This is a genomic window from Kribbella sp. NPDC056345 (assembly GCF_042262745.1).
Classification (GTDB): Bacteria; Actinomycetota; Actinomycetes; order Propionibacteriales; family Kribbellaceae; genus Kribbella.
Map to the genome: position 1 here is coordinate 1 of NZ_JBHJQQ010000021.1, position 20,232 is coordinate 20,232.

At 67.3% G+C, this 20,232-nt stretch carries 20 protein-coding genes; 15 read left to right on the forward strand and 5 right to left on the reverse strand.

Going from position 1 to position 20,232, the window contains the following annotated elements:
• Positions 1 to 80: 80 nt before the first annotated feature.
• From ACFCV3_RS39765 to ACFCV3_RS39790, 6 genes are all read left to right on the forward strand, one after another.
• A complete protein-coding gene (locus tag ACFCV3_RS39765) occupies positions 81 to 1,517 on the forward strand; it encodes a GuaB1 family IMP dehydrogenase-related protein (protein WP_376039865.1) in 1,437 nt (478 codons plus the stop codon).
• Positions 1,518 to 1,822: 305 nt separating this feature from the next.
• Positions 1,823 to 2,629 (forward strand): hypothetical protein, encoded by an 807-nt coding sequence (locus ACFCV3_RS39770; RefSeq protein WP_376039868.1) that lies wholly within the window; start codon positions 1,823 to 1,825, stop codon positions 2,627 to 2,629.
• A gap of 53 nt (positions 2,630 to 2,682) precedes the next feature.
• Positions 2,683 to 7,185, forward strand: a complete 4,503-nt coding sequence (locus ACFCV3_RS39775) for an FtsK/SpoIIIE domain-containing protein (RefSeq protein WP_376039871.1) — start codon at positions 2,683 to 2,685, stop codon at positions 7,183 to 7,185.
• A 114-nt stretch (positions 7,186 to 7,299) separates the two neighbouring features.
• On the forward strand, positions 7,300 to 7,590 hold the full coding sequence (locus tag ACFCV3_RS39780) for a hypothetical protein (RefSeq protein WP_376039873.1): 291 nt from the start codon (positions 7,300 to 7,302) through the stop codon (positions 7,588 to 7,590).
• A gap of 13 nt (positions 7,591 to 7,603) precedes the next feature.
• Positions 7,604 to 9,673, forward strand: a complete 2,070-nt coding sequence (locus ACFCV3_RS39785; RefSeq protein WP_376039875.1) for a hypothetical protein — start codon at positions 7,604 to 7,606, stop codon at positions 9,671 to 9,673.
• A gap of 35 nt (positions 9,674 to 9,708) precedes the next feature.
• Complete coding sequence (locus ACFCV3_RS39790) at positions 9,709 to 10,338, forward strand: hypothetical protein (protein ID WP_376039877.1); 630 nt, start codon at positions 9,709 to 9,711, stop codon at positions 10,336 to 10,338.
• A 156-nt stretch (positions 10,339 to 10,494) separates the two neighbouring features.
• On the opposite strand, the gene ACFCV3_RS39795 is transcribed toward ACFCV3_RS39790, so the two are convergent.
• From ACFCV3_RS39795 to ACFCV3_RS39815, 5 genes are all read right to left on the reverse strand, one after another.
• Entirely contained in the window at positions 10,495 to 11,415 is a 921-nt protein-coding gene (locus ACFCV3_RS39795; protein WP_376039880.1) for a hypothetical protein, read from the reverse strand.
• Positions 11,412 to 11,978 (reverse strand): hypothetical protein, encoded by a 567-nt coding sequence (locus ACFCV3_RS39800; RefSeq protein WP_376039882.1) that lies wholly within the window; start codon positions 11,976 to 11,978, stop codon positions 11,412 to 11,414. The genes ACFCV3_RS39795 and ACFCV3_RS39800 overlap by 4 nt, the downstream gene beginning before the upstream one ends.
• A gap of 176 nt (positions 11,979 to 12,154) precedes the next feature.
• Positions 12,155 to 12,388, reverse strand: a complete 234-nt coding sequence (locus tag ACFCV3_RS39805; protein ID WP_376039885.1) for a hypothetical protein — start codon at positions 12,386 to 12,388, stop codon at positions 12,155 to 12,157.
• A 71-nt stretch (positions 12,389 to 12,459) separates the two neighbouring features.
• Entirely contained in the window at positions 12,460 to 13,374 is a 915-nt protein-coding gene (locus ACFCV3_RS39810; protein WP_376039888.1) for a hypothetical protein, read from the reverse strand.
• Complete coding sequence (locus ACFCV3_RS39815) at positions 13,371 to 13,937, reverse strand: hypothetical protein (RefSeq protein ID WP_376039891.1); 567 nt, start codon at positions 13,935 to 13,937, stop codon at positions 13,371 to 13,373. Before ACFCV3_RS39815 ends, ACFCV3_RS39810 begins: the two co-directional genes overlap by 4 nt.
• A gap of 208 nt (positions 13,938 to 14,145) precedes the next feature.
• Between ACFCV3_RS39815 and ACFCV3_RS39820 the strand changes: the two genes are divergently transcribed.
• The 9 genes from ACFCV3_RS39820 to ACFCV3_RS39860 are packed head-to-tail and all read left to right on the forward strand — an operon-like array spanning position 14,146 to position 20,221.
• Positions 14,146 to 14,871 carry an SAF domain-containing protein gene (locus ACFCV3_RS39820; RefSeq protein WP_376039894.1) on the forward strand — a complete coding sequence of 242 codons (726 nt, stop codon included), beginning with the start codon at positions 14,146 to 14,148 and terminating at the stop codon, positions 14,869 to 14,871.
• Positions 14,871 to 15,671, forward strand: a complete 801-nt coding sequence (locus tag ACFCV3_RS39825) for a MinD/ParA family protein (RefSeq protein WP_376039896.1) — start codon at positions 14,871 to 14,873, stop codon at positions 15,669 to 15,671. The genes ACFCV3_RS39820 and ACFCV3_RS39825 overlap by 1 nt, the downstream gene beginning before the upstream one ends.
• Positions 15,671 to 16,978, forward strand: a complete 1,308-nt coding sequence (locus ACFCV3_RS39830; protein ID WP_376039899.1) for a CpaF family protein — start codon at positions 15,671 to 15,673, stop codon at positions 16,976 to 16,978. Before ACFCV3_RS39825 ends, ACFCV3_RS39830 begins: the two co-directional genes overlap by 1 nt.
• Positions 16,975 to 17,865 (forward strand): type II secretion system F family protein, encoded by an 891-nt coding sequence (locus ACFCV3_RS39835; RefSeq protein WP_376039902.1) that lies wholly within the window; start codon positions 16,975 to 16,977, stop codon positions 17,863 to 17,865. Before ACFCV3_RS39830 ends, ACFCV3_RS39835 begins: the two co-directional genes overlap by 4 nt.
• Positions 17,862 to 18,779, forward strand: a complete 918-nt coding sequence (locus tag ACFCV3_RS39840) for a type II secretion system F family protein (protein ID WP_376039904.1) — start codon at positions 17,862 to 17,864, stop codon at positions 18,777 to 18,779. The genes ACFCV3_RS39835 and ACFCV3_RS39840 overlap by 4 nt, the downstream gene beginning before the upstream one ends.
• Positions 18,780 to 18,819: 40 nt before the next feature.
• The gene (locus ACFCV3_RS39845) at positions 18,820 to 19,020 is read left to right on the forward strand and encodes a hypothetical protein (RefSeq protein ID WP_376039907.1); all 201 of its coding nucleotides are present in this window, start codon (positions 18,820 to 18,822) and stop codon (positions 19,018 to 19,020) included.
• A gap of 53 nt (positions 19,021 to 19,073) precedes the next feature.
• Entirely contained in the window at positions 19,074 to 19,433 is a 360-nt protein-coding gene (locus ACFCV3_RS39850) for a TadE/TadG family type IV pilus assembly protein (protein ID WP_376039910.1), read from the forward strand.
• Positions 19,420 to 19,833 (forward strand): TadE family protein, encoded by a 414-nt coding sequence (locus ACFCV3_RS39855; protein ID WP_376039913.1) that lies wholly within the window; start codon positions 19,420 to 19,422, stop codon positions 19,831 to 19,833. Before ACFCV3_RS39850 ends, ACFCV3_RS39855 begins: the two co-directional genes overlap by 14 nt.
• Entirely contained in the window at positions 19,820 to 20,221 is a 402-nt protein-coding gene (locus ACFCV3_RS39860) for a TadE/TadG family type IV pilus assembly protein (protein ID WP_376039916.1), read from the forward strand. The genes ACFCV3_RS39855 and ACFCV3_RS39860 overlap by 14 nt, the downstream gene beginning before the upstream one ends.
• Positions 20,222 to 20,232: the final 11 nt, after the last annotated feature.

The following is a 20,232-nucleotide window of genomic DNA, read 5'->3' on the forward strand; positions in this document are numbered from 1 at the left end:
ACTCGGTGGAGGCCGGCTTCTTCTTGTGAGGGTTGGTGGGGCGTGCCAGGCTGGCGAGGTTGTCGGCGAAGGGATGGGCCATGCGGTTTCACCATGATCGGGAACCTGCTGGGGATCTGACGTTCAGTGATGTGTTTCTGGTGCCCAGCCGGTCCCGGGTTACGTCGCGGCTGGATGTGGATCTTTCGACCGGGGACGGGAGTGGGGCTTCGATTCCGGTGGTGGCGGCGAACATGACTGCGGTGTCGGGGCGGCGGATGGCGGAGACCATTGCGCGGTGTGGTGGGCTGGCGGTGATTCCGCAGGATATTCCGGTGGATGTGGTGGGGGAGGTTGTTGCCTGGGTCAAGGAACGGGATCCGGTGCACGACACGGCGTTGGTGTTGCCGCCGTCGGGGACGGTGGGGGAGGCGCTGAATCTGCTGCCGAAGCGGGGGCATGGGGCGGTGGTGGTGGTTGACCGGGGGCGGCCGGTGGGGGTTGTCACCGAGGCGGACTGTGCTGGGGTGGATCGGTTCACGCAGCTGGATGCGGTGATGTCGCGGGAGTTGCTGACGGTGCCGGCGGGGATCGATCCGGAGGCGGCGTTCAACCAGTTGCACGACGGTCGGCATCGGCTGGCGCCGGTGGTGGACGAGGCCGGGACGATCGTGGGGATTCTCACGAGGCAGCGGGCGCTCCGGGCCACGCTGTACGAGCCGGCGCTGGACGCTCAGCAGCGTCTGCGGGTCGCGGCGGCGATCGGGATCAACGGGGACGTCGAGCAGCGCGCAAAAGCCTTGCTGGACACCGGAATCGACGTACTGGTCATCGACACCGCGCACGGACACCAGGAGCGGATGCTCGAGGTGCTGCGGATGGTGAAGAGCCTCAGCCCGGAGGTGCCGATCGTTGCGGGCAACGTGGTGACCGCGGAGGGTGTGAGCGATCTGGTCGAGGCCGGCGCGGACATCGTGAAGGTCGGCGTCGGACCAGGAGCCATGTGTACGACGCGGATGCAGACGGCAGTCGGCCGCCCGCAGTTCTCCGCCGTACTGGAGTGTGCAGCGCGAGCGCGCGAGCTGGGCAAGCATGTGTGGGCGGACGGCGGCGTACGGCATCCGCGCGATGTCGCGCTGGCGCTGGCCGCTGGGGCTTCGAGCGTGATGATCGGCTCATGGTTCGCCGGGACGTACGAGTCACCCGGTGATGCGCATCGCGACAGCGACGGGCGGATCTACAAGGAGAGCTTCGGTATGGCGTCCGCCCGGGCAGTGCGGTTGCGGACTGCCGACGACACCCCGTTCCAGCGGGCCCGGAAGGCGATCTTCGAGGAGGGGATCTCGTCGGCCCGGATGTACCTCGACCCCGAGAGTCCGAGTGTCGAGGACCTGCTCGACTCGATCGTCTCCGGCGTGCGCAGTTCCTGTACGTACGTCGGCGCCGCGAACCTCGCCGAGTTCCACGAGAAGGCAGTTGTCGGCCTGCAGACCGCCGCCGGTTACGCAGAAGGCAAACCGATGAACACCAGCTGGTGACTCACCCCCGGGGTGAGGTTGAGTACACAACAACCTCATACGGAGAGCGATTGGCACGCTCCGCGGGCGGTGGCACGCTGTAGTCAGCAGGGGGGAGGGAACGCCGGGCACGCTGCAGGTGGTGGTCGATCTCGTTGGGGGAGTGAGATCGAGCAGTGCAGGGAGTACGGCGTTCTGGACGTGGTCGCGGGTGGTGGTCCGGGGTTCGGCCGAGGCTTGGGAGGGCGACTCGGGAACACCGCGCCCCACCCGCGACTGCCGTTCGTCGCTGGAAATCCGGTTGTGCCCGGTGAGAGAGTCGACGTGTGCCGACCACCATCGTCTGTGACGAGTCCGGGTACGAGGGCGAGAAGCTCGTCGGCGGCGTCACAGATGTCTTCGCGCACGCGAGCATCCGCCTCGACGAGGCGACCGCGGCAGCCTGCGTCGCCGAGCTCCGCGACCGCATCAAATCGCCCGCCACCATGTACAAGGCCAACCACCTCCTCCGCGCCAAGCATCGCGCCACCCTGCTGTGGTTCCTCGGCCCCGACGGCCCGCTCCCCGGCAACGCCAGCGTCTTCGTGATCGACAAGACCTACTTCCTGATCACCGGCCTGGTCGACCGCCTCGGCGCAAGCCCGGAGGCAATCCCCTTCCTGTACGACGCCTGTCGCCGTACCGAGGAAGCCCGCGAGTTCCTCGACGCGGCCAACGACTTCATCCGAGCCCACGAGACCGCCGTACTGCCGCGCCTCGACCCACTACTCCCCGCGATCATCCGAGCCGCCGAACACTGGACCGACGGCGCCCCGGTCCTGATCGCCCACGACCGCCAGACCACCCTCTCGCCGGCCCGAATCACCGCCCTCCGCCAGGCAAGCCCAGCGATCGCCACCATCGAGCAGCTGGACTCCTTCGTCGACCACCGGGTCCAGATCGCCGACTTCCTGGCCGGCATCACCTACCGAATCGCCTCCGGCCATCTAAACGCGGCGGACGACCCAGAGGTGAGCGCGGCCCTGGCGCCGTACCTCGATCCGCACTCCCTCTGGTACGACGAACCCAGCTGGCAACGATTGCACGGAGTTGCAGGTACCGGCAGCGCCCTTTCGCTGCGTCGTGGGGCCTGACGCGTCGTAGTCTCTGTCTGACTATTGGTGCAACGCGGACGGGGTAGTGACTGATGCGAGTGGTGCTCACGGTGGTCGACCCCGTGCGGGGTGTGAGCGCGGACGTGCTCCTCGAAGCCGAGCCGGACACGAAGGTCGCCGCAGTGGTGCCACGACTGCTCGCCGCAGTGAGCAACACTGCTCGGATTCCCGGCACCGCAACGGTGACGAATCTGCGCGGAATCGCACCGGACGTCCCCCTCTACGTGGACGGGCGGGTGATCGACCCACACCTCGCGCTCGCGGAGTCGCCGTTGCGGGAAGGGACCGTAGTCAGCGTTGGTGATTCCCGCGGCTGTCTACCGCCTGAGCCGCACGGACTGGTGGAGGTCCGGGTGGTCAGCGGACCGGGCGCCGGAGCTGTCCATCGGCTCGGCATCGGCGAGTACACGCTGGGCTCGGCCGCCGCAGCCGGCGTACGGCTGGAAGTCCCGGAGCTACCGGCTCTGGTCGGCACTCTGACGGTGTCCACCACTGCAGCGGTGACTCTCCGGCCCGAGGTCGCAGACTCTGTTCCCGGCCCCGACCGCCCGCACGACCCCGCTGCCGGCCCGGTCATGATCGGAACCGATGCGAACAGTACGGCGACTGCTGCCGCCCGCACGTCGCTGGTCGAGCTGGATCGCCGGCCGCTGGATTCGACTAGCCGCTGGTCGGGTACGCCGTGGCCCCTCGGCTCGCAACTGGCCGTCGGGCCGGTGCTCCTCGCGCTCTCCGCAGTGGAGTCACCGGATGCGTCGCTGTCGCCCAACCCCAGCGGTGGCACGCTCGATTTCAACCGGCCGCCACGACTGCTGCCGGCACCGCTGCAGACCGAGTTCGTGCTGCCGTCGGAGCCGCAGAAGGCGCACCGGCAGAGCTTTCCACTGCTGATGATGTCGCTGCCGATGGTCGGCTCGATCGCGTTGGCGATCATCATGCGGCAGCCGACGATGCTGCTGTTCGGTCTGCTGTCTCCGCTGATGTACCTCGGCCAGTACCTCCAGAGCAGGCGCGAGGGCAAGACGTCGTACCGGCAGCAGATGGTCGAGTACCGCGAGCGGAAGGCCGCGATCGAACGCGACGCGATGGTCGCACTCGTTGCCGAGCGCAACGCCCGGCGACGCGACCAGCTGGATCCAGCAGGCTTGCTGCTCCTGGCCACCGGTCCCAGGGCCCGGCTGTGGGAGCGCCGGGTCACTGACCCTGACTGGCTCGACCTGCGGGTCGGTACGGCGGATCTGCCGAGTGAGGTTCGCGTCGACGAGCCGTCTCGCGACAGCCATCGGCGGGCGCAGACCTGGACCGCTCCCGATGTGCCGGCCACGGTGCCGTTGGCAACGGTCGGCGTACTCGGTATTGCTGGAGCAGGTGGTGAATCGCAGCGGCTCGGAGCATGGCTGACCGGCCAGCTCGCGACCTTGCACAGTCCGCAGACCCTTCGGCTGATGGTGTTGTGCCCGCCGGAGTCGAGCGCGTTCTGGCACTGGACGCGGTGGTTGCCGCACTTGCGCGGTACGGCGGACGCCGGCTACCTGAGCTGGTTGGGTACCGACAACGAGACCACCGGACGACGGATCGCCGAGCTGGCTGCCATCGTCGAGAGCCGGCGCAAGTCGTTGAGCGGGCCGCTGGGCCAGCAGACGGCTTTTGCGGAGCAGATCGTCGTGATCATGGACGGCGCCCGGCGGCTGCGGCTGCTCCCCGGAGTGGTGGGGTTGCTGCGCGACGGTCCCGCTGTCGGTGTTCGTTTCATCTGCCTGGACGCGGACGAGCGTCAGCTTCCGGACGAGGCTCAGGCGGTGCTGGCTCCGCACGGCGTGTGGTGGCGGCTCCGCCGTACCGGAGCGACGGTTGTGGACGGCATCCGTGCGGACCTGGTCGGCGAGCAGTGGCTCGACCGGCTGGCGCGCTCGCTGTCGCCGATCCGAGACGTGTCCGGCGCCGACGACGCCAACACCCTGCCGCCGTCCAGCCGCCTGCTCGGCGTGCTGGGAATGGACGAGCCCGAACCGGCGCTGATCGCGCGGCACTGGCTCGATCACGGGCGCACCACTCAGGCGATCGTCGGCGAAGGGGCCGACGGCCTGTTCACGGTCGATATCGTCCGCGACGGGCCACACGGTCTGATCGCGGGCACGACCGGCGCCGGTAAATCCGAGCTGCTCCAGACGATCATCGCATCCCTTGCTATCGGCAACCGTCCGGACGAGATGTCGTTCGTCCTCGTGGACTACAAGGGCGGGGCGGCGTTCAAGGACTGCAACCACTTGCCGCACACAGTCGGTATGGTGACCGACCTTGACGGCCATCTCACCACGCGCGCTCTCGCCTCGCTGGCCGCCGAGCTGCACCGGCGCGAGCGGCAACTGAAGCAGGCGGATGCCAAGGACATCGAGGAGTACCTCGAGCAGCGGCGTCCTGGTGACGAACCGATGCCGCGGCTGCTGATCGTCATCGACGAGTTCGCGGCGATGATCACCGAGCTGCCCGACTTCGTCACCGGCATCGTCGACATCGCCCGACGCGGCCGGTCGCTCGGCGTCCATCTCGTGCTCGCCACCCAGCGCCCCGCCGGTGTGGTGACCAACGACATCAAGGCCAACACCAACCTGCGGATCGCGCTCCGGGTGACCGACGCAGGTGACAGCGACGACGTGATCGAGGCGCCGGATGCGGCGTACATCGCCAAGGCGACACCGGGCCGTGCCTACGCGCGGCTCGGGCACTCGTCACTGGTGCCGTTCCAGACCGCGCGAGTCGGCGGCCGGCGGCCCGGCCTCGTGACGGCGGCGGTCGCCGCGCGTCCGGTGGGCTGGGACGAATTCGGGCGAGCGATCGGTACGGCGCTCGCTCCGGACGAGGACGACGTACCGGCGTTGACCGATCTCGCGCTGCTCGTCCAGAGCCTGCAGGAGGCCGCCCGGATCTCCGGGGTGGCCACACCGCCGAGTCCGTGGCTACCGCCGTTGCCGAGCCGTCTGACACTGGCGTCGCTGGAGAGTGCTCCGGCCGAGACAGAGGGTCTGCTGCCGCCGATCCCGTTCGGGCTGGCCGACGTACCGGATGAGCAGTCGCGCGCGGTGGCGACGTACGACCTGAATTCGTCGAGCCCGCTGGCGATCATCGGTGCGCCACGCAGTGGTCGCTCGGCCGCGCTCCGGGCGATCGCCGGTTCGATCGGTCGGCTGATCGAACCGGCTGACGTCCACCTGTACGGCGTGGACTGTGGGAACAACGCCCTGCTCCCACTGGTCAGCCTGCCGCACACCGGCGCAGTCGTGTCCCGGGACCAGCTGGACCGCCTGACCCGGCTGACCGCGCGTCTGCAGGCCGAGATCGGCCGCCGGCAGCAGTTGCTCGCGTCGAGCGGGTACGCCGATATCGCCGAGCAGCGACGCCGTAGTACTGCGGAGGACCGGCTGCCGTACATCGTCGTACTGTTCGACCGCTGGGAAGCCTTCGTCTCCGCCTTCGAAACCACCGACGGCGGCCGGCTGCTCGAGGCCTGGTTCACGATCCTCCAGGAAGGCGCAGCCGTCGGCATCAAGGTGATCATGACCGCCGACCGCACCGCCCTCGTCGGCCGCGTCTCCGCGCTGCTCGAAGACCGCCTGCTGCTCCGGATGACCGATCCGTCGGACTACCTGATGATCGGCATGCTGCTGAAGGACTTGCCGTCAAGCCTCGCACCCGGCCGCGGTTTCCGGGCCAGCGGCCTGCGCGAGACCCAGATCGCCTTGCTCACCGAAGACGACGAGGGTACGGCGCAGGTCGCCGCCCTGCACGAGATCGCCGCCCAAGCCACTCCGGTCGCCGACCTCGCCCCCGCCCGGCGCCCGTTCCGCGTCGACGCCCTCCCCGCCTCGATCACCCTCTCCGACGCCCTCGCCCTCGAAGCCCGCCCGCTGGGCGGCGCCGAAGTACCGGTCGGCGTCGGCGGCGACACCCTCGCCCTCCGCACCTTCGACGCCTACGAGCACGGCCCCGGCATCGTCGTCATCGGCCCACCCCGCTCCGGCCGCAGTACAACCCTCCGCACCATGTCCGCCTCCCTCCTCACCCGAGGCTGGCAACTCGCCGTCATCACCCCCCGCCGCAGCCCCCTCCGCGACTACCTCGGCACCGACGGCGTAGCCGGCGTCTTCGGAGCCGATGCCGACAGCAACGAAGTGGCCGCCGTACTGGACACCCTGAAGACCCCGCACGCCATCGTCATCGACGACCTCGAACTCCTAGGCCAAGACACCCCCCTCGCCGAACTCCTCGAAGCCCGCGTAGCCCTCCTCCGCGACACCGGCAACCTGGTCATAGCCGCCGGCACCTCCGGCGACCTCTCCTCCATGTACCGAGGCCCCGTAGTAGCCATGAAAAAGTCCCGCTCCGGCATCGTCCTCAGCCCCGAAAAATACGACGACGCCGAACTCTTCGCCCTCAACCTCCCCCAAGGCCTCCCCGCCGGCAACCCACCCGGCCGAGCCCTCCACATCACCAACGGCCAATACACCCGAATCCAGATAGCCCTCCCGGACCGCTGATCCAATTGCAGGAACGTGCAACAGCATTTGAACGATGATCGTCCCTGTCGCACCGGGAGATACGAGACAATGGACGGCCTCGGCGTGACGCTGAGCGACTGACGGGAGGAACGGATGACCGACGGAGTACCGAATCCGTACAAGGCTGCCGTGAGTCGTGCCGTGACTGCGGTTCAAGGGCCGGCCAACGCTGCCGCGACCGCCCTTGACGCGGCCAAGAAGGCATTCGGGGCCAATGCCTGGACCGGCGGGACCTCGTCGTCGTTCGGCGCTGATCTGGCTGGGCACACCACTGTTGCGCGGCAGAGCGCTCAGGCCGCCGTCGCGGACCTGCGTGCGATTCACGACAAGGAACCCGACCAGGTGCCGCCAGGCGCATGGCAACTGCGCTGGCGCAACCTGTGAGCCGGAGGCGATTGTGCCGGTAGTTTCGAGCATCGACCTGAAGGCGATGGCCTCACTCGTTCAAAGTATGACCGCGGCGGCTACCACCCTTGAGGGATCTGCGGCCTCGATCCGGAGTACCAGTGAGCGTGTTCTCGCCTCCGGCGCCCAAGCTCGGAAACTCAAGACGACCGCGAGCTGGGTCCGGGAGCAGATCCCGGGCTTGCGCCGTCGGCTTGCGATGGCTCAACAGATCGAAGCACAGACCCGCGGCTTTCAGCCGGTCGTGGCGATTGACGACTCGCAGATCTCGACCCTTCCACCCGACATCGCCATCGCGAAAGGTGCTGAGGCGGCCAAAAAGCTCAAGGAGGCGGGCAACCATCCGTCCCCGGAGCTCGTCGCCGAGATCCACCGCAACCAGAGCGACCCGTACTTCGCCGCCGGATTCGCCCGAAATATCACACCGAGCGAACTTGGCTCCATGGTTCGAGACATGTCCAGGTTGCGCCAAGGGCCGCGGATGGATGGAATCAGACTTGCCTTCATTCAAGAGTGGGAGCAGCGGTACACGCAACTGCTGAACGGCGTAGGGACGACGCTGGCCACGGCGACGCGCAACACTGGCGAACTGGCGCTGCCCGGCGACTATGCGACACGTTGGCTCGACACCATCACCAAGGAGCCCTTGGGGTTTGCGGCGTCAGTGGTACTTCGATACGGCACGTTCTCGACGCCCTTTCTGAGAACCGTCGCGGCCGGTGTCTATGACTACGAGCGATCACTCAGCGGACGCGAGAGGAAGGACTGGACCGAACTGCACGGAACACCGCGTCCGCTTCTTCCGTCCGCTGCCGGCGGAGACGATCCGTTGGCCAACCTGCTCGAGGGGTTGTCGCACAATCCGCAGGCGGCCCAGGACTTCTTCGATGTCGGCAACCCGCAGGCGGCTAATGTCGATGCCCTTCCTGAGACCGGCAGGCTGGTCAACGGCCGCCTGGCCTATCTGTTGCAGGACCGACGTTGGGGAGCCGGAGACGGTTTGGGGCATGCCTTGGAAGCTGCGACTCTGGAATGGCGCGATCAGCAGGCGCACGGACGTATCTCAGCGGAGATTGCGGCTCAGACCTTTGCCCTGGTCGGGACGCCCATGGTGAACGACAGCAAGCGAGGGATGCCTGTTGGACATGACTCGATGGCCAAGATCATCGCCTCGTACATGCCGAGCATCTTCCGCATGCATGGTGTGAAGAACCCCCAGGCCGATTCACCTGGAGGATCGTGGATCACCAGCACGGACTACGGCGTATTTCCACCGGGCCAACCGTTCGGAGTCAAACTCGATCCAGCAGTGCTCGCGCCGATCATCGCCAGAGTGGGCGAGAACGAGTCGGACATCCAAATCGTCGCCGCTGGGGTACTCGCGGCTGGACAGATCAGGTTTCAGTACGCCTTGCAGAAGTCACTGAGAGATAATCCGCACACGCCGGTCATGATGATTCGAGGGGATGCTATCCCCTTGATGGAGAACGCGGGTGCACAGACATCTCATGTGCTCAGCTGGGTAGTGCAGAAGGGGTACGCGGGGGATCTCAAGGCCGAGGAAGCGGTGAAGCGGCAGCGAGAGCTGACTGCGAAGACTTTGGGTGCACTGGCATCCCTGCCTGTCTTCAGCATCGGAACATCGGTGGGCGAGTGGACCAAGTACGCTATCGGCGAGTTGCAGAGCCGGGCAATCGAGGAGATCGGCAAAGCGCCGAAGGGCACAGCCCAGCAGGTTTACGACGAGATGGACCAGATGAGTCAGGTGGCCCTCGAAGACAACGCTCGGACCCTGCTGCTGCGGTCGGGCTACATGCGTCCGGAGTACTTCGCGGCCGCGAACAAAGCGGCCAAGGGACAAACCTATGTTCCGCCGCCGCCAACTGCGTTGAAGGGCCACAGCGGACCTGACGGCCGGTGGATCGCGGATGAGCCTCTCGAGTTCGACAGGGCGAGCGAAGCGTACCGGACCTGGGCCGACAGTTATGGAGGAAACCGGTGGATCCGCGAGAACATCAACCTTCCGTACAGCCTCGATTGGCCGAACAAGCTTTCATCGTGACGGGTCGGGCTCCTGTGCACAGGGCATGTGGAGCGATGCTCGCATTGCTGGGATGTATCGCGCTGGCGGGCTGTCGGGGCGACGAGCCGCGAGCTGAGCCGACCACGTACTCCACGCTCGGTGTCTCGGGCGACGTGCTGTGTGGGTTCCTGCCCAAGGCGGACACTGTTGCAGCGTTGGGAAGCCCTAACCTGAGCACACAGGGATCACTCAATGGGCGGCGCGGCGGGCAGCCGGTGAGCATCGCAGGCTGCACTGTGTTTGCGGACGAGCGATCGTTACCGAACCTCGAGGTGCAGGTGGTGGGGCGCGGGAGCGACGGCGGCCTCATCGAATGGCAACTGAAGAGTCCGAAGCCCCAGTGGACAGTGCTCCCGGCGGGAGGGCCGACAGGGTTCGCCGAGCCGGCCTTTGAGAGCCGGCTCGAAGGCAAGAAGACCGGGGAGTTGCGCAAGGGAGCGGTCGCCAAGGCAATCGTTGGTGATTGGTTCGTCGACATCAAGCTCTATCGCCCCGGTAAGGGCAGAAACGCTGTCGCCGACTCCATCATGCTGTTGCAGCAGGTGGTCAAGGCGCTTCAGTTGCCGTCTCAGCCGACTCAGACCTACGCGCCGTACACACCGAGCAGTTCGGCGACGTCGCAACCCAGCAGTCCCACCAAGTGAGCTAACCAGGAAGCCGTCCGAGCGGCGCTGCAGGTCTGCAGAACGCTCGGACGGCTTGTGTAGTTCAGCTGCCGATGGCCTGGCGGTCGGGCAGGCTGCCGCCGACCATGTCGTTCATCGGTTCCTCGCTTCGCTTCTGTGGTTGACGGCCGCTGGTTAGCGGACGACGGTCTGGAGTTCTTTGACGGTCACGGGGATGGTCGCCGTGTTGTCGGGGCCTTGGATGCTTTGCTGGGCTTCGCCGCCGAGGGTCCATTGAACTGTCCAGTTCATGGTGGCGGTGAGGTTGTAGGTGCCGGCTGCGTTGTAGGTGACGGTGCAGGCGTCGGCGGTGTTGGCGTCGGGTGTGTAGGGGATGCCGATGCCGGTGCAGGTGGGCTGGTCGGCGCCGTTGCCGGGGTCGATGGCTAGTTCGGGGACGATTCGCCATTCGAGGGCGTAGCCGAACAGGGCGATGGTTTTGGCTTGTGGTTTGTACGTCGCTGGGTCGTACTGGCCGTTGGCGTTGGTGAGCCAGATCCAGGTGGGGAAGTTGACTCTGTTGTGGCCGGCTTGGGGGTTGACCGCGAGGTGGGTCTCGGGGAACGGGATGGTGCCGGCGATGTAGTGCATGACTTGTTCGGCGGTGGGGCGGGTTTCGGGTGGGGTTTTGAAGAACTCGTATCGGATGCTGGCGCGGCGCATCCATTCGTTGCGTTTGATGTTGTCGTAGTCGTCCCAGCCGGCCATTTCGGCTTCGAACTTGTCGAGGGTGTCGAATTCGCCGAAGCGGCAGTAGTGGGCGTACCACTGGCCTTCCGGGCCGGCGGCGGGTTCGCCGGGCAGGGGGACGTAGTCGGGTTGGTGGACCCAGACACACAACGGTGGCTTGCCGCCCTTGGTCCACTTCGTCTTGTCGGTCTTCGGCTTCTTCCCGTTGTTGCTCTGGCATGTGAGATCGCTCGACGCATCCGTGCCGGTCGTGTAGATCGAGCCCGCGGGGACGCACGCAGTTGCGGCCTCGGCGGCTGTGCCGGCGGCGACCTGAAGACCTGCAAGGAGGAGCAGTGCGGCAGCGCCCGCGGCCAGTCTGCTCATTTGGCGCACCCGACCGACGGGGAGTCGGCAAAGGTGGAATAGATCATCCACTTGCCTTTCACCAGCTTGAGCTTGTCGATTCGGGTGAGCTTGCCGGCCGGCTTCGCAATGGTCTTGCCGTTCCTGCCGCTGACTGCCGTGAGGTTGTCGATGATGCAGGCAGTCACGGTGGCGGTCTGCGGTTTGGTGCTCAGCGATAGCGCGCTGATGCGGGATTCGACGAGCCGGGAGCTACCGGTGACTTTGGCATGATGAAAACCCTTGAGGAACGTGATCTGGTTCGTAACCGTCTCGAGAGATTTTCCGGTCAGGTACTGGTCGTACCGGTAGGTGACGCCGCCTTCGCGGTAGCCCTTGTCGAGCGCGACGATGAACGCCGCGTAGGTGGTCAGGACCCGGGATTTCGCCGCTGCGGTCGGGTCGGCCTTGGGGGTTGGGGTGGGCGTGGAGGTTGGGGCTAGTGGGGTATTCGTTGTGCTTGCGGCGGGTTTGGTGCCGCTGCCGCAGGCTGCGAGGGACAGGAGGAGGGCTCCTGCTGTCACGGTCGCGCCGAACCTGTTCACGTACTGCCTCCCCGAAAAGCCTGATACAGACACTTGATTCTAGGTGACGGTGGGTCTTCGGTTGATCGCATGACGTTGCAGGAAAGTGCAACTGGTGGCAGGTTTCCGGGGCATGTGTGTGCGGGGGTATGACGAAGCCGGCCAGCGGGTGGCTGGCCGGCTTCGGGTGTTGTGGTTCAGCTGCCGGTGGCCTGGGCGATGGCCTGGCGGTTCTTCTGGACTGCGGTGGAGGCGTTGTTGAGGTCTGTTTCGATGTTGGTGATGTTCTTCTGGCACTGCTGCCAGGCGACGCGGAAGTCGTCGGCGTACTTACCCTTCCAGGTGGTGCTGCTGACGACCTTGGTGGAGGCGGTCTTGAGCTGGCCGAGTTCGTTCTTGAAGGCTTCGAGCTTGGCCTTCAGGGCGTCCATTTCCGGCAGGCTACCGCCGACCATGTCGTTCATCGGTTCCTCGCTTCGCTTCTGTGGTTGACGCCTGCTGGTTAGCGGACGACGGTCTGGACTTCTTTAACGGTGATGGGAAGGGTGGCTGTGTTGGTGGGGCCTTGGATGTCGGCCTGGTCAACGCCGCCGAGCTGCCACTTGACTGCCCAGCTCATGGCGGCGGTGAGGGTGTAGGTGCCGGCGCTGTTGTAGGTGACGGTGCAGGCGTCGGCGGGGTTGGCGTCGGGTGAGTAGGGGATGCCGATGCCGTCGCAAGTGGGCTGGTCGGCGCCGTTGCCGGGGTCGATGGCGAGTTCGGGGACGATCTGCCATTGGAGGGCGTAGCCGAACAGGCTGATGGTTTTGGCTTGTGGTTTGTACGTCGCTGGGTCGTACTGGCCGTTGGCGTTGGTGAGCCAGACCCAGGTGGGGAAGTTGACCTTGTTCTCGCCGGCTTTGGGGTTCACCGCGAGGTGGGTCTCGGGGAACGGGATGGTGTCGGCGATGTAGTGCATGACTTGTTCGGCGGTCGGGCGAGTTTCGGGTGGGGTCTTGAAGAACTCGAACCTGATGCCGGCGCGGCGCATCATCTCGTTGCGTCGGATGTTGTCGTAGTCGTCCCAGCCGGCCATCTCGGCTTCGAACTGGGCGAGGGTGTCGAATTCGCCGAAGCGGCAGTAGTGGGCGTACCACTGGCCGTCCGGGCCGGCTGCAGGTTCGCCGGGCAGCGGGACGTAGTCGGGCTGCGGTACCCAGACACACAACGGCGGCTTCCCGCCCTTTGTCCACTTCGTCTTGTCGGTCCCCCCGGGCTTCGTCGTGGGGCGCCGGCATTTCAGGTCGCCGGTCGTGTCCGTGTCGGTGGCATTCAGCGAAGGGACGCACCCGGTGGTCGCGGCGTGCGCGGCGGTGGTGGCGATCTGAAGACCCGCGATGAGAAGGACTGCTGTGACGGCCGCGATCAGCCGGTTCATTTGGTGCATCCGTACGAGGCCGAGTCGGTGTGGGTCTTGACTACCATCCACTTGCCTTTGATGAGCTTGAGCTTGTCGATCCGGCTGAGTTTGCCGCCGGGTGCCGCGATCGTCTTGCCGGTCTTGCGGCTGACGGCTGTGTACTTGTCGTCGATGCAGGCGGTCACGGTGCTCGTCTGGGGCTTGGTGCTCAGAGACAGGTCGCTGATGCGGGACTCTGTCAGTCGCATGCTGCCCGTGACCTTGGCCCGGTGGAACCCCTTGACGAGTGTCATGTGGTTCTTGGTGGTTTGGAGGGCGCTTTCGGCCATGAACTTCTCGTAGGGATAGCTGACGCCGCCCTCGCGGAAGCCCTTGTCGAGGGCGCCGATGAAGGCCGCATAGGCGGCCAGGATCTGAGTCTTGGCGGCCGCGGTCGGGTCGGCGGTGGGCGTTGGGGTGGGTGTCGAGGTCGGGACGAGTGGGGTGGGTGTGTCCACTGCGGCGGGACTGTTGGTGCTGCCGCAGGCTGCGAGGGACAGGAGGAGGGCTCCTGCTGTCACGGTCGCGCCGAACCTGTTCACGTACTGCCTCCCCGAAAAAGTCTGATACAAACAGGTGATTCTAGGTGACGGAAGGTCCCGAAGCGATCGCTGGAAGTTGCAGGAACGTGCAACTGTTGGTGATCGATTGCCGACCGGCTGTCGGGATAGGGTTGGCGGTACGCCGGGCGGGGGCGGGCGAGGATCTCTTGTGGACGTAGCCCGCTTGATGTTTTGAGGAGAGCGGTAGATGTCCAGCACAGCCGGCACGGAGTCGGTCGATCGGCAACGTCAGCGTGCCCAGCGAACGGCAGGTGGAGCGGGCGCGTCGTCCCGGCTCCCGGCGGCGCCCAAGCGGCGGCGGCCGGCGGTCGCGGCCCTGGCGGCGCTGCTGGTGGTCGGCGGCGCGTTGATCGCCGGGCTGCTCGCGGTCCGGATGGATGAGCGGCAGTCGTATCTGCAGGTCTCGCGGGACATCGCGGCCGGCGAGAGGATCGAGGTCAGCGACCTGACGGTGACCCGGGTCGCCGCGGACGTGCCCGGGCTGATGGAGGAGTCCCAGGCCCGCGTGGCGATCGGCAAGTACATGAAGGTTGCGTTCAGCAAGGGACAGTTGCTGGACTCGAGGATGCTGACCGACAACGGCCCGCTGCAGGACGGCAAGGCCGCCGTCGGTATCGCGCTGGCCGAGGGTCGTTACCCGGCCGGCGGACTGACTCCCGGGGACCAGGTCAGGCTGCTCCGGATCGGTGCGGTCTCGACGCCCGGTGCGGTGCTCGGTGACGCTGTCGTCCTCGACGTCAAGTCGCCGACCGACAAGGGCTCCGGCCTCGGCAGCAAGTCCTCGTCGTCCGAGACACAGACCGTGACGGTGCTGGTCGACCAGGTTTCCGTCAGCGCCGTGGCCGATGCCTCGGGCAACAACAAGATTGCGGTCGCGCTCCTCAAGAGCGGGACGTCGCTGAAGGGGCGATAGTGGGTCTCTACGTCCTCGCCGCCGCCAAGGGTTCGCCGGGCGTCACCACGTCGGCGGTCGTGCTGTCCGGCATCTGGCCGGGGGAGCCGATCCTGGCCGATCTCGACCCGGCCGGTGGTGACATCGCGCTGCGGTACCGCGACACCTCGGGCGCGCCGCTCGATCCGAACCGCGGTCTGCTGTCGCTCGGAGCCGCCGTACGGCGTGGTGCGGCCGAGGTGCAGTTGTCCGATCACGTCCAGCAGATCTCCGGCGGTCTCGAGGTTCTGACCGGGGTGACGTCACCTGATCAGGTGCAGGGCCTCGGCTCGACCTGGCAGCACCTCGCGAAGTCGCTCCGTTCGGTTCCCGGCCGCGATGTCCTGGCCGACTGCGGCCGGCTGGCACCTGGTGCGGTCACCATGCCGGTGCTGCAGAGCGCGGATGCGGTGCTGATGCTGGCCCGGCCGACGCTCGAGGGCCTGTCCCACCTGCGTGAGCTGATCCGCGGCCTGTCCGAGATGCTGAAGCTCGGTGGGTACGACGGTGTGCCCGTCGGAGTGGCCCTGATCACGTCGTACCGCGATGCCCGGACGGCCACGGACGTGCAGGCGATCCTCGATCAAGCCGGCCTGCGGACATCGGTGCTCGGCATCCTGGCCGAGGACGACAAGGCGGCCGCCGCGATCCGCACCGGCGACGGTCGCCGGGCCAGGCAGTCTCTGCTGACCCGATCGGCGGCAGAGATCGGCGAACGGCTTCGCCGGCTCGGCCGGGATCGCGCCGGCGCCCAGACGTCAGTTGCGCAGGGGAGTGTCTGATGGATCAGTCGCTGGTGCGCAGCCTGCGCGAACAGGTCGCCGAGATCCTCGCCCGGCAGCGGCGCGAGGACACGGCCAACGGCCTGCCGCAGATGACCGCGGAGGACGAGCGTCAGTTCGCCCGGGCGGTGGTCGCGCGGGTGCTGGAGGACCACGCTCGCTCCGAGCTTGCCGCCGGCCGGACGCCGCCGAGCGCGAGTGACGAACAAGACCTTGCCGACGGCATCCATGCCGCCCTCTTCGGTGTCGGCCGGCTGCAGCCGCTGCTCGACGACCCGATGGTGGAGAACGTCGACATCAACGGCTGCGACCGGGTCTTCATCGGGTACGCCGACGGTCGTGAGGAACGCGGGATCCCGGTCGCGGAGAACGACGACGAGCTGGTCGAGCTGATCCAGACCCTCGCGGCGTACTCGGGGCTCGCCAGCCGTCCGTTCGATGCCGCGAACCCTCAACTCGACCTGCGGTTGCCCGACGGCAGCCGGTTGTCCGCGCTGATGGGTGTGGTGGCCCGGCCGTCGCTGTCGATCCGCCGGGCCCGGTTGTCCCGCGTCAGCCTGGAGAGCCTGATCGAGCACGGCACGATCAGCATGGAACTGGCCGCGTTCCTGTCGGCCGCCGTCCGGGCCCGGAAGAACATCATGATCGCCGGCGCGACGAACGCCGGAAAGACCACCCTGCTGCGGGCCCTGGCGAACGAGATCCCGCCGGAGGAGCGTCTCATCACCGTCGAGCGGGCGCTCGAGCTCGGCCTCGGTGAGTTCGAGGACCTGCACCCCAACGTGCTGGCGATGGAGGAGCGGCTGCCGAACTCCGAGGGTCAGGGCGCGATCGTGATGGGCGAGCTGGTACGGCGAAGTCTGCGGATGAACCCGAGCCGCGTGATCGTCGGCGAGGTGCTGGGCGACGAGATCGTCACGATGCTGAACGCGATGAGCCAGGGTAACGACGGCTCGCTGTCGACGATCCACTCGAACTCCTCGCTCGAGGTGTTCAACCGGATCTGCACCTACGCGATCCAGTCCGCCGAGCGGCTTCCGGCCGATGCCACGATGATGCTGATCGCCGGTGCCATCGACTTCGTCGTGTTCGTTGAACGACGCAACGAGTTCGCGCAGGGCGGTGCGCTGCGCCGGGTCGTCACCTCGGTGCGGGAGGTCAACGGCGTCGACGGGCGGGTGCTGTCGAGCGAGGTATTTGCCGAAGGCCCCGATGGCATTGCCGTACCCGCGGCGCCGATCGCCTGCATGGCGGAGCTTCAGGCTGTGGGCTACCGGGCGAACGCGCCTGCGGGGTGGGTGACGTGAGTACGCCGTCCGTGACGCTGCTGATGATCGTCGTGGCTGGTGCCGTGGCGGGTGGCGCGCTGCTGGTGCTGGTTCTGGCCTTGATCCCGCGCGCCGAGTCGACCGAGGTCAAGACACCGTCGGCGCTGCTCGGCACCGTTCGCCGAGCTGGTCTGCGGCTGCCGATCGCCATCGGTGCCGGCCTGCTGATCCTGCTGCTGACCCGGTGGCCGGTCGCTGCGATCGCTGCCGGGGTGCTGGTCTTCGCCTGGCCGATGCTGTTCGGCGGCTCGCAGCAGGAGCGGGTGGCGATCGCCCGCCTCGAAGGTGTGGCGAACTGGACGGAGTCCTTGCGGGACACCGTGGCCGGTGCTGTCGGCCTCGAGCAGGCGATCCCGGCGACCGCGTACGCCGCGTCCCCGGCGATCGTGAAGGAGCTGTCGGCGCTGGCGGACCGGCTCAGGGTGCGGGTTCCGTTGGGGCAGGCTCTGCAGCGGTTCGCCGACGAGATGGACGACTCCAGTGTGGATCTGATCGTCGCCACACTGATTCTGAATTCCCGGCTGCGCGGTCCTGGCCTGCGTGAGGTGCTGACTTCGCTGGCAGACTCCGCCCGGGCCGAGCTCGACATGCGGCAGCGGGTCAGCGCCGGCCGCCGGGGTACCCGACGGAGCGTGCGGATCGTGATCGGGGTCGCGCTGCTCTTCGTCTTCGGGTTGTCGATCCTGAATCGGCCCTACGTCGAGCCGTACTCGACGCCGATCGGGCAGGTCGTCCTGCTGGTGATCCTCGGCCTCTACGCGCTCGGCTTCGTCTGGCTGCGGCGGCTCGCGGCCTTCGAGACTCCGGAACGCTTTCTGCACGCCCGCGACCGGTTGCCCGACGTCGACGGCGGGGTCCGCCGATGACGCTGATCATGGTGTGCGGTGCGATCGTCGGCGCGGGGCTGTTCGTCGCGCTCCGGATGATCGACCGATCCGCGCCGGCCGGCCCGGTCGCGCTGGCCCAGCTGGACCGCGATCGGCGCCGGTTCACCCGGGAGCTCAGCCTCACCGCGGATCGCCGGCACCAGGCCGAATCGCTACGGGCGCGCCGCCTGGGAACGAATCTGCGCCGGTTCCTGGAGGCCCGCGGGGTTCAGATCCCGGCATCGGTTCGCGCGGATCTCGGCGTGGCCGGCCGCTCGCTGGAGGCGCACCTGGCCACCAGCCTGATGTCCGGGGTCGCTGGGTTCTTCTCGCCGATCCTGCTGCTCGCCCCGGTCAGCCTGGTCACCGGGGGCATCCCGGTGGTCATTCCGATCTGGTTGTCGTTGATCGGTGCTCTGCTCGGCCTGGTGGTCCCGACGACCCAGTTGCGGACCGTGGCCGCTGACCGCCGCCGCGATTTCCGGCATGTCCTGAGCGCCTTCCTCGATCTGGTCGCGATGAACCTGGCCGGTGGCCGTGGTGTCCCGGAGGCGCTGTCGTCGGCCGCCGGGATCAGCGACGGCTGGGCGTTCGTCCGGATCCGGGACACGCTCGAGACCGCTCGCCTGCAGGGCATCACTCCGTGGGCGGCGCTCGGCGAGCTCGGCGAGGAGCTGTCCGTCGACGAGTTGCGGGACCTGGCCACCGCGCTGGCCCTGGTCGCCGAGGACGGCGCCAAGGTCCGGGAGTCCCTGGCGGCCCGGGCCACGTCGATGCGCCGGCGCGAACTGGCCGACACCGAAGGCCGGGCGCAGACCCAGTCGCAGTCGATGCTGATGGCACAGATGCTGCTCGCCATCGGCTTCCTGATCTTTTTGGCTTACCCGGCGGTTTCCCGGGTGATGGGGTTCTGACCCGGACTCCGGATCGAACCGTTCACAGGAAGGAACAACAATGAAGAACTCGATGCACCTGGAGCTGGTCCGGGTCCTGATCGGTGCCCGGCTCGAGCGGGCCCGCAGGACCGAGCAGGGCGTGTCCGCGGTGGAGTGGGTGCTGATCTCGGCAGCAGTCGCCGGGATCGCGATCGCCGTCGGCCTCATTCTCTACAACCGGCTGACCGGTAAGGCCAACGACCTCGAGCTCGGCGACTGATCGCGGGACCAGAGCACATGAAGATGCGGCGTCGCCGGCGGTCCGAGCGTGGGGTGAGCACGATAGAGCTCGTCATCTATGCGCCGTTGCTGATGCTGATGATCTTCCTGGCCATCCAGTTCGCGCTGATCTATCTCGGCAACCAGGCGGCCTCCTCGGCGGCGCGGGAGGCGGCCCGGACGGCGCGGACCACGCTGGACCGGGACGCGGCCGCGGACGCAGGAACGGCGTACACGGAGAAGATCGGCAAAGGCATCCTCGAGGACGTCACGGTGACCGTCGAGCCGGTCGGCGAGCACGAGGTCCGGGTGGTGGTGACCGGGCATGCCCTGAAAATCACCCCGTTCCTGAATCCGCCGACCGTGTCGCAGTCGGTCCAGGGTCCGTTGGAGGAGTTCCGTGACGACGAGTGAGCGGGAGCGCGGGTCGATGGCCGTCGAGATGGTCATCCTCGCGCCGGTGATGCTGGCGTTCGTCCTCCTGGTGGTCGCCTGCGGCCGGTACGTCGCGGTCCGGGGCGACATCGAGGCCGCCAGCCGGGACGCCGTCCGGGCGGCTTCGCTGGAGCGGTCGGCCGGGAAGGCGTCCGCGGCCGCGGATCGGGTCGCCGCGGTCGCTGTCGAACACCCGGAGCGGTGCGCCCCGGCCGAGCTCACCGGTGATTTCGGTCCCGGCGGCACCATTACCGTCACGATCAGCTGCGACGTGTCGTACGCCGGTCTCGGGCTGCTCGGCCTGCCCGGCTCCAAACGAGTGAGCGCCAGTAGCTCGGCGCCCCTGGACACCCATAAGAGCTTCGATGACGAGACGTGACGACCGCGGTTCCGCGACGGTCTTCCTGCTCGGCTTCGCCACCGTCCTGATGGTCGCGGCGGGCCTGGTCATCGATGGTGGCCTGGCCATGAACGGACGCGAACGGATCACCGACGACGCGGAGCAGGCGGCCAGGTACGGCGCGGACGCCACCGACGAGACCGCACTGCGCCTGGAGGATGAGCTGCAGGTCAATGCCGGCACGGCCATCGACCGGGCCACCGGGTTCATGGCCGAACGCGGGTACCACGACATCGACGTACAGGTTGACGGCAACGCCGTGACAGTGTCTGCCGCGGGCACTGTCGACACCGTGTTGCTGAATCTGGCAGGGATCGGATCGTTCACTGTGCGCGGCGAGGCCACGGCAGTCGCCGTGGACGGTTAGCAGGAGGAAAG

Bases quoted from the DNA above. Each gene is read 5' to 3' on its own strand.
- ACFCV3_RS39845 (WP_376039907.1), top strand. From the start codon at position 18,820: ATGAAGAACTCGATGCACCTGGAGCTGGTCCGGGTCCTGATCGGTGCC.
- ACFCV3_RS39775 (WP_376039871.1), top strand. From the start codon at position 2,683: ATGCGAGTGGTGCTCACGGTGGTCGACCCCGTGCGGGGTGTGAGCGCG.
- ACFCV3_RS39790 (WP_376039877.1), top strand. From the start codon at position 9,709: ATGCTCGCATTGCTGGGATGTATCGCGCTGGCGGGCTGTCGGGGCGAC.
- ACFCV3_RS39840 (WP_376039904.1), top strand. From the start codon at position 17,862: ATGACGCTGATCATGGTGTGCGGTGCGATCGTCGGCGCGGGGCTGTTC.
- ACFCV3_RS39860 (WP_376039916.1), top strand. From the start codon at position 19,820: ATGACGAGACGTGACGACCGCGGTTCCGCGACGGTCTTCCTGCTCGGC.
- ACFCV3_RS39780 (WP_376039873.1), top strand. From the start codon at position 7,300: ATGACCGACGGAGTACCGAATCCGTACAAGGCTGCCGTGAGTCGTGCC.
- ACFCV3_RS39810 (WP_376039888.1), bottom strand. From the start codon at position 13,374: ATGAACCGGCTGATCGCGGCCGTCACAGCAGTCCTTCTCATCGCGGGT.
- ACFCV3_RS39830 (WP_376039899.1), top strand. From the start codon at position 15,671: ATGGATCAGTCGCTGGTGCGCAGCCTGCGCGAACAGGTCGCCGAGATC.
- ACFCV3_RS39820 (WP_376039894.1), top strand. From the start codon at position 14,146: ATGTCCAGCACAGCCGGCACGGAGTCGGTCGATCGGCAACGTCAGCGT.
- ACFCV3_RS39805 (WP_376039885.1), bottom strand. From the start codon at position 12,388: ATGGACGCCCTGAAGGCCAAGCTCGAAGCCTTCAAGAACGAACTCGGC.
- ACFCV3_RS39795 (WP_376039880.1), bottom strand. From the start codon at position 11,415: ATGAGCAGACTGGCCGCGGGCGCTGCCGCACTGCTCCTCCTTGCAGGT.
- ACFCV3_RS39765 (WP_376039865.1), top strand. From the start codon at position 81: ATGCGGTTTCACCATGATCGGGAACCTGCTGGGGATCTGACGTTCAGT.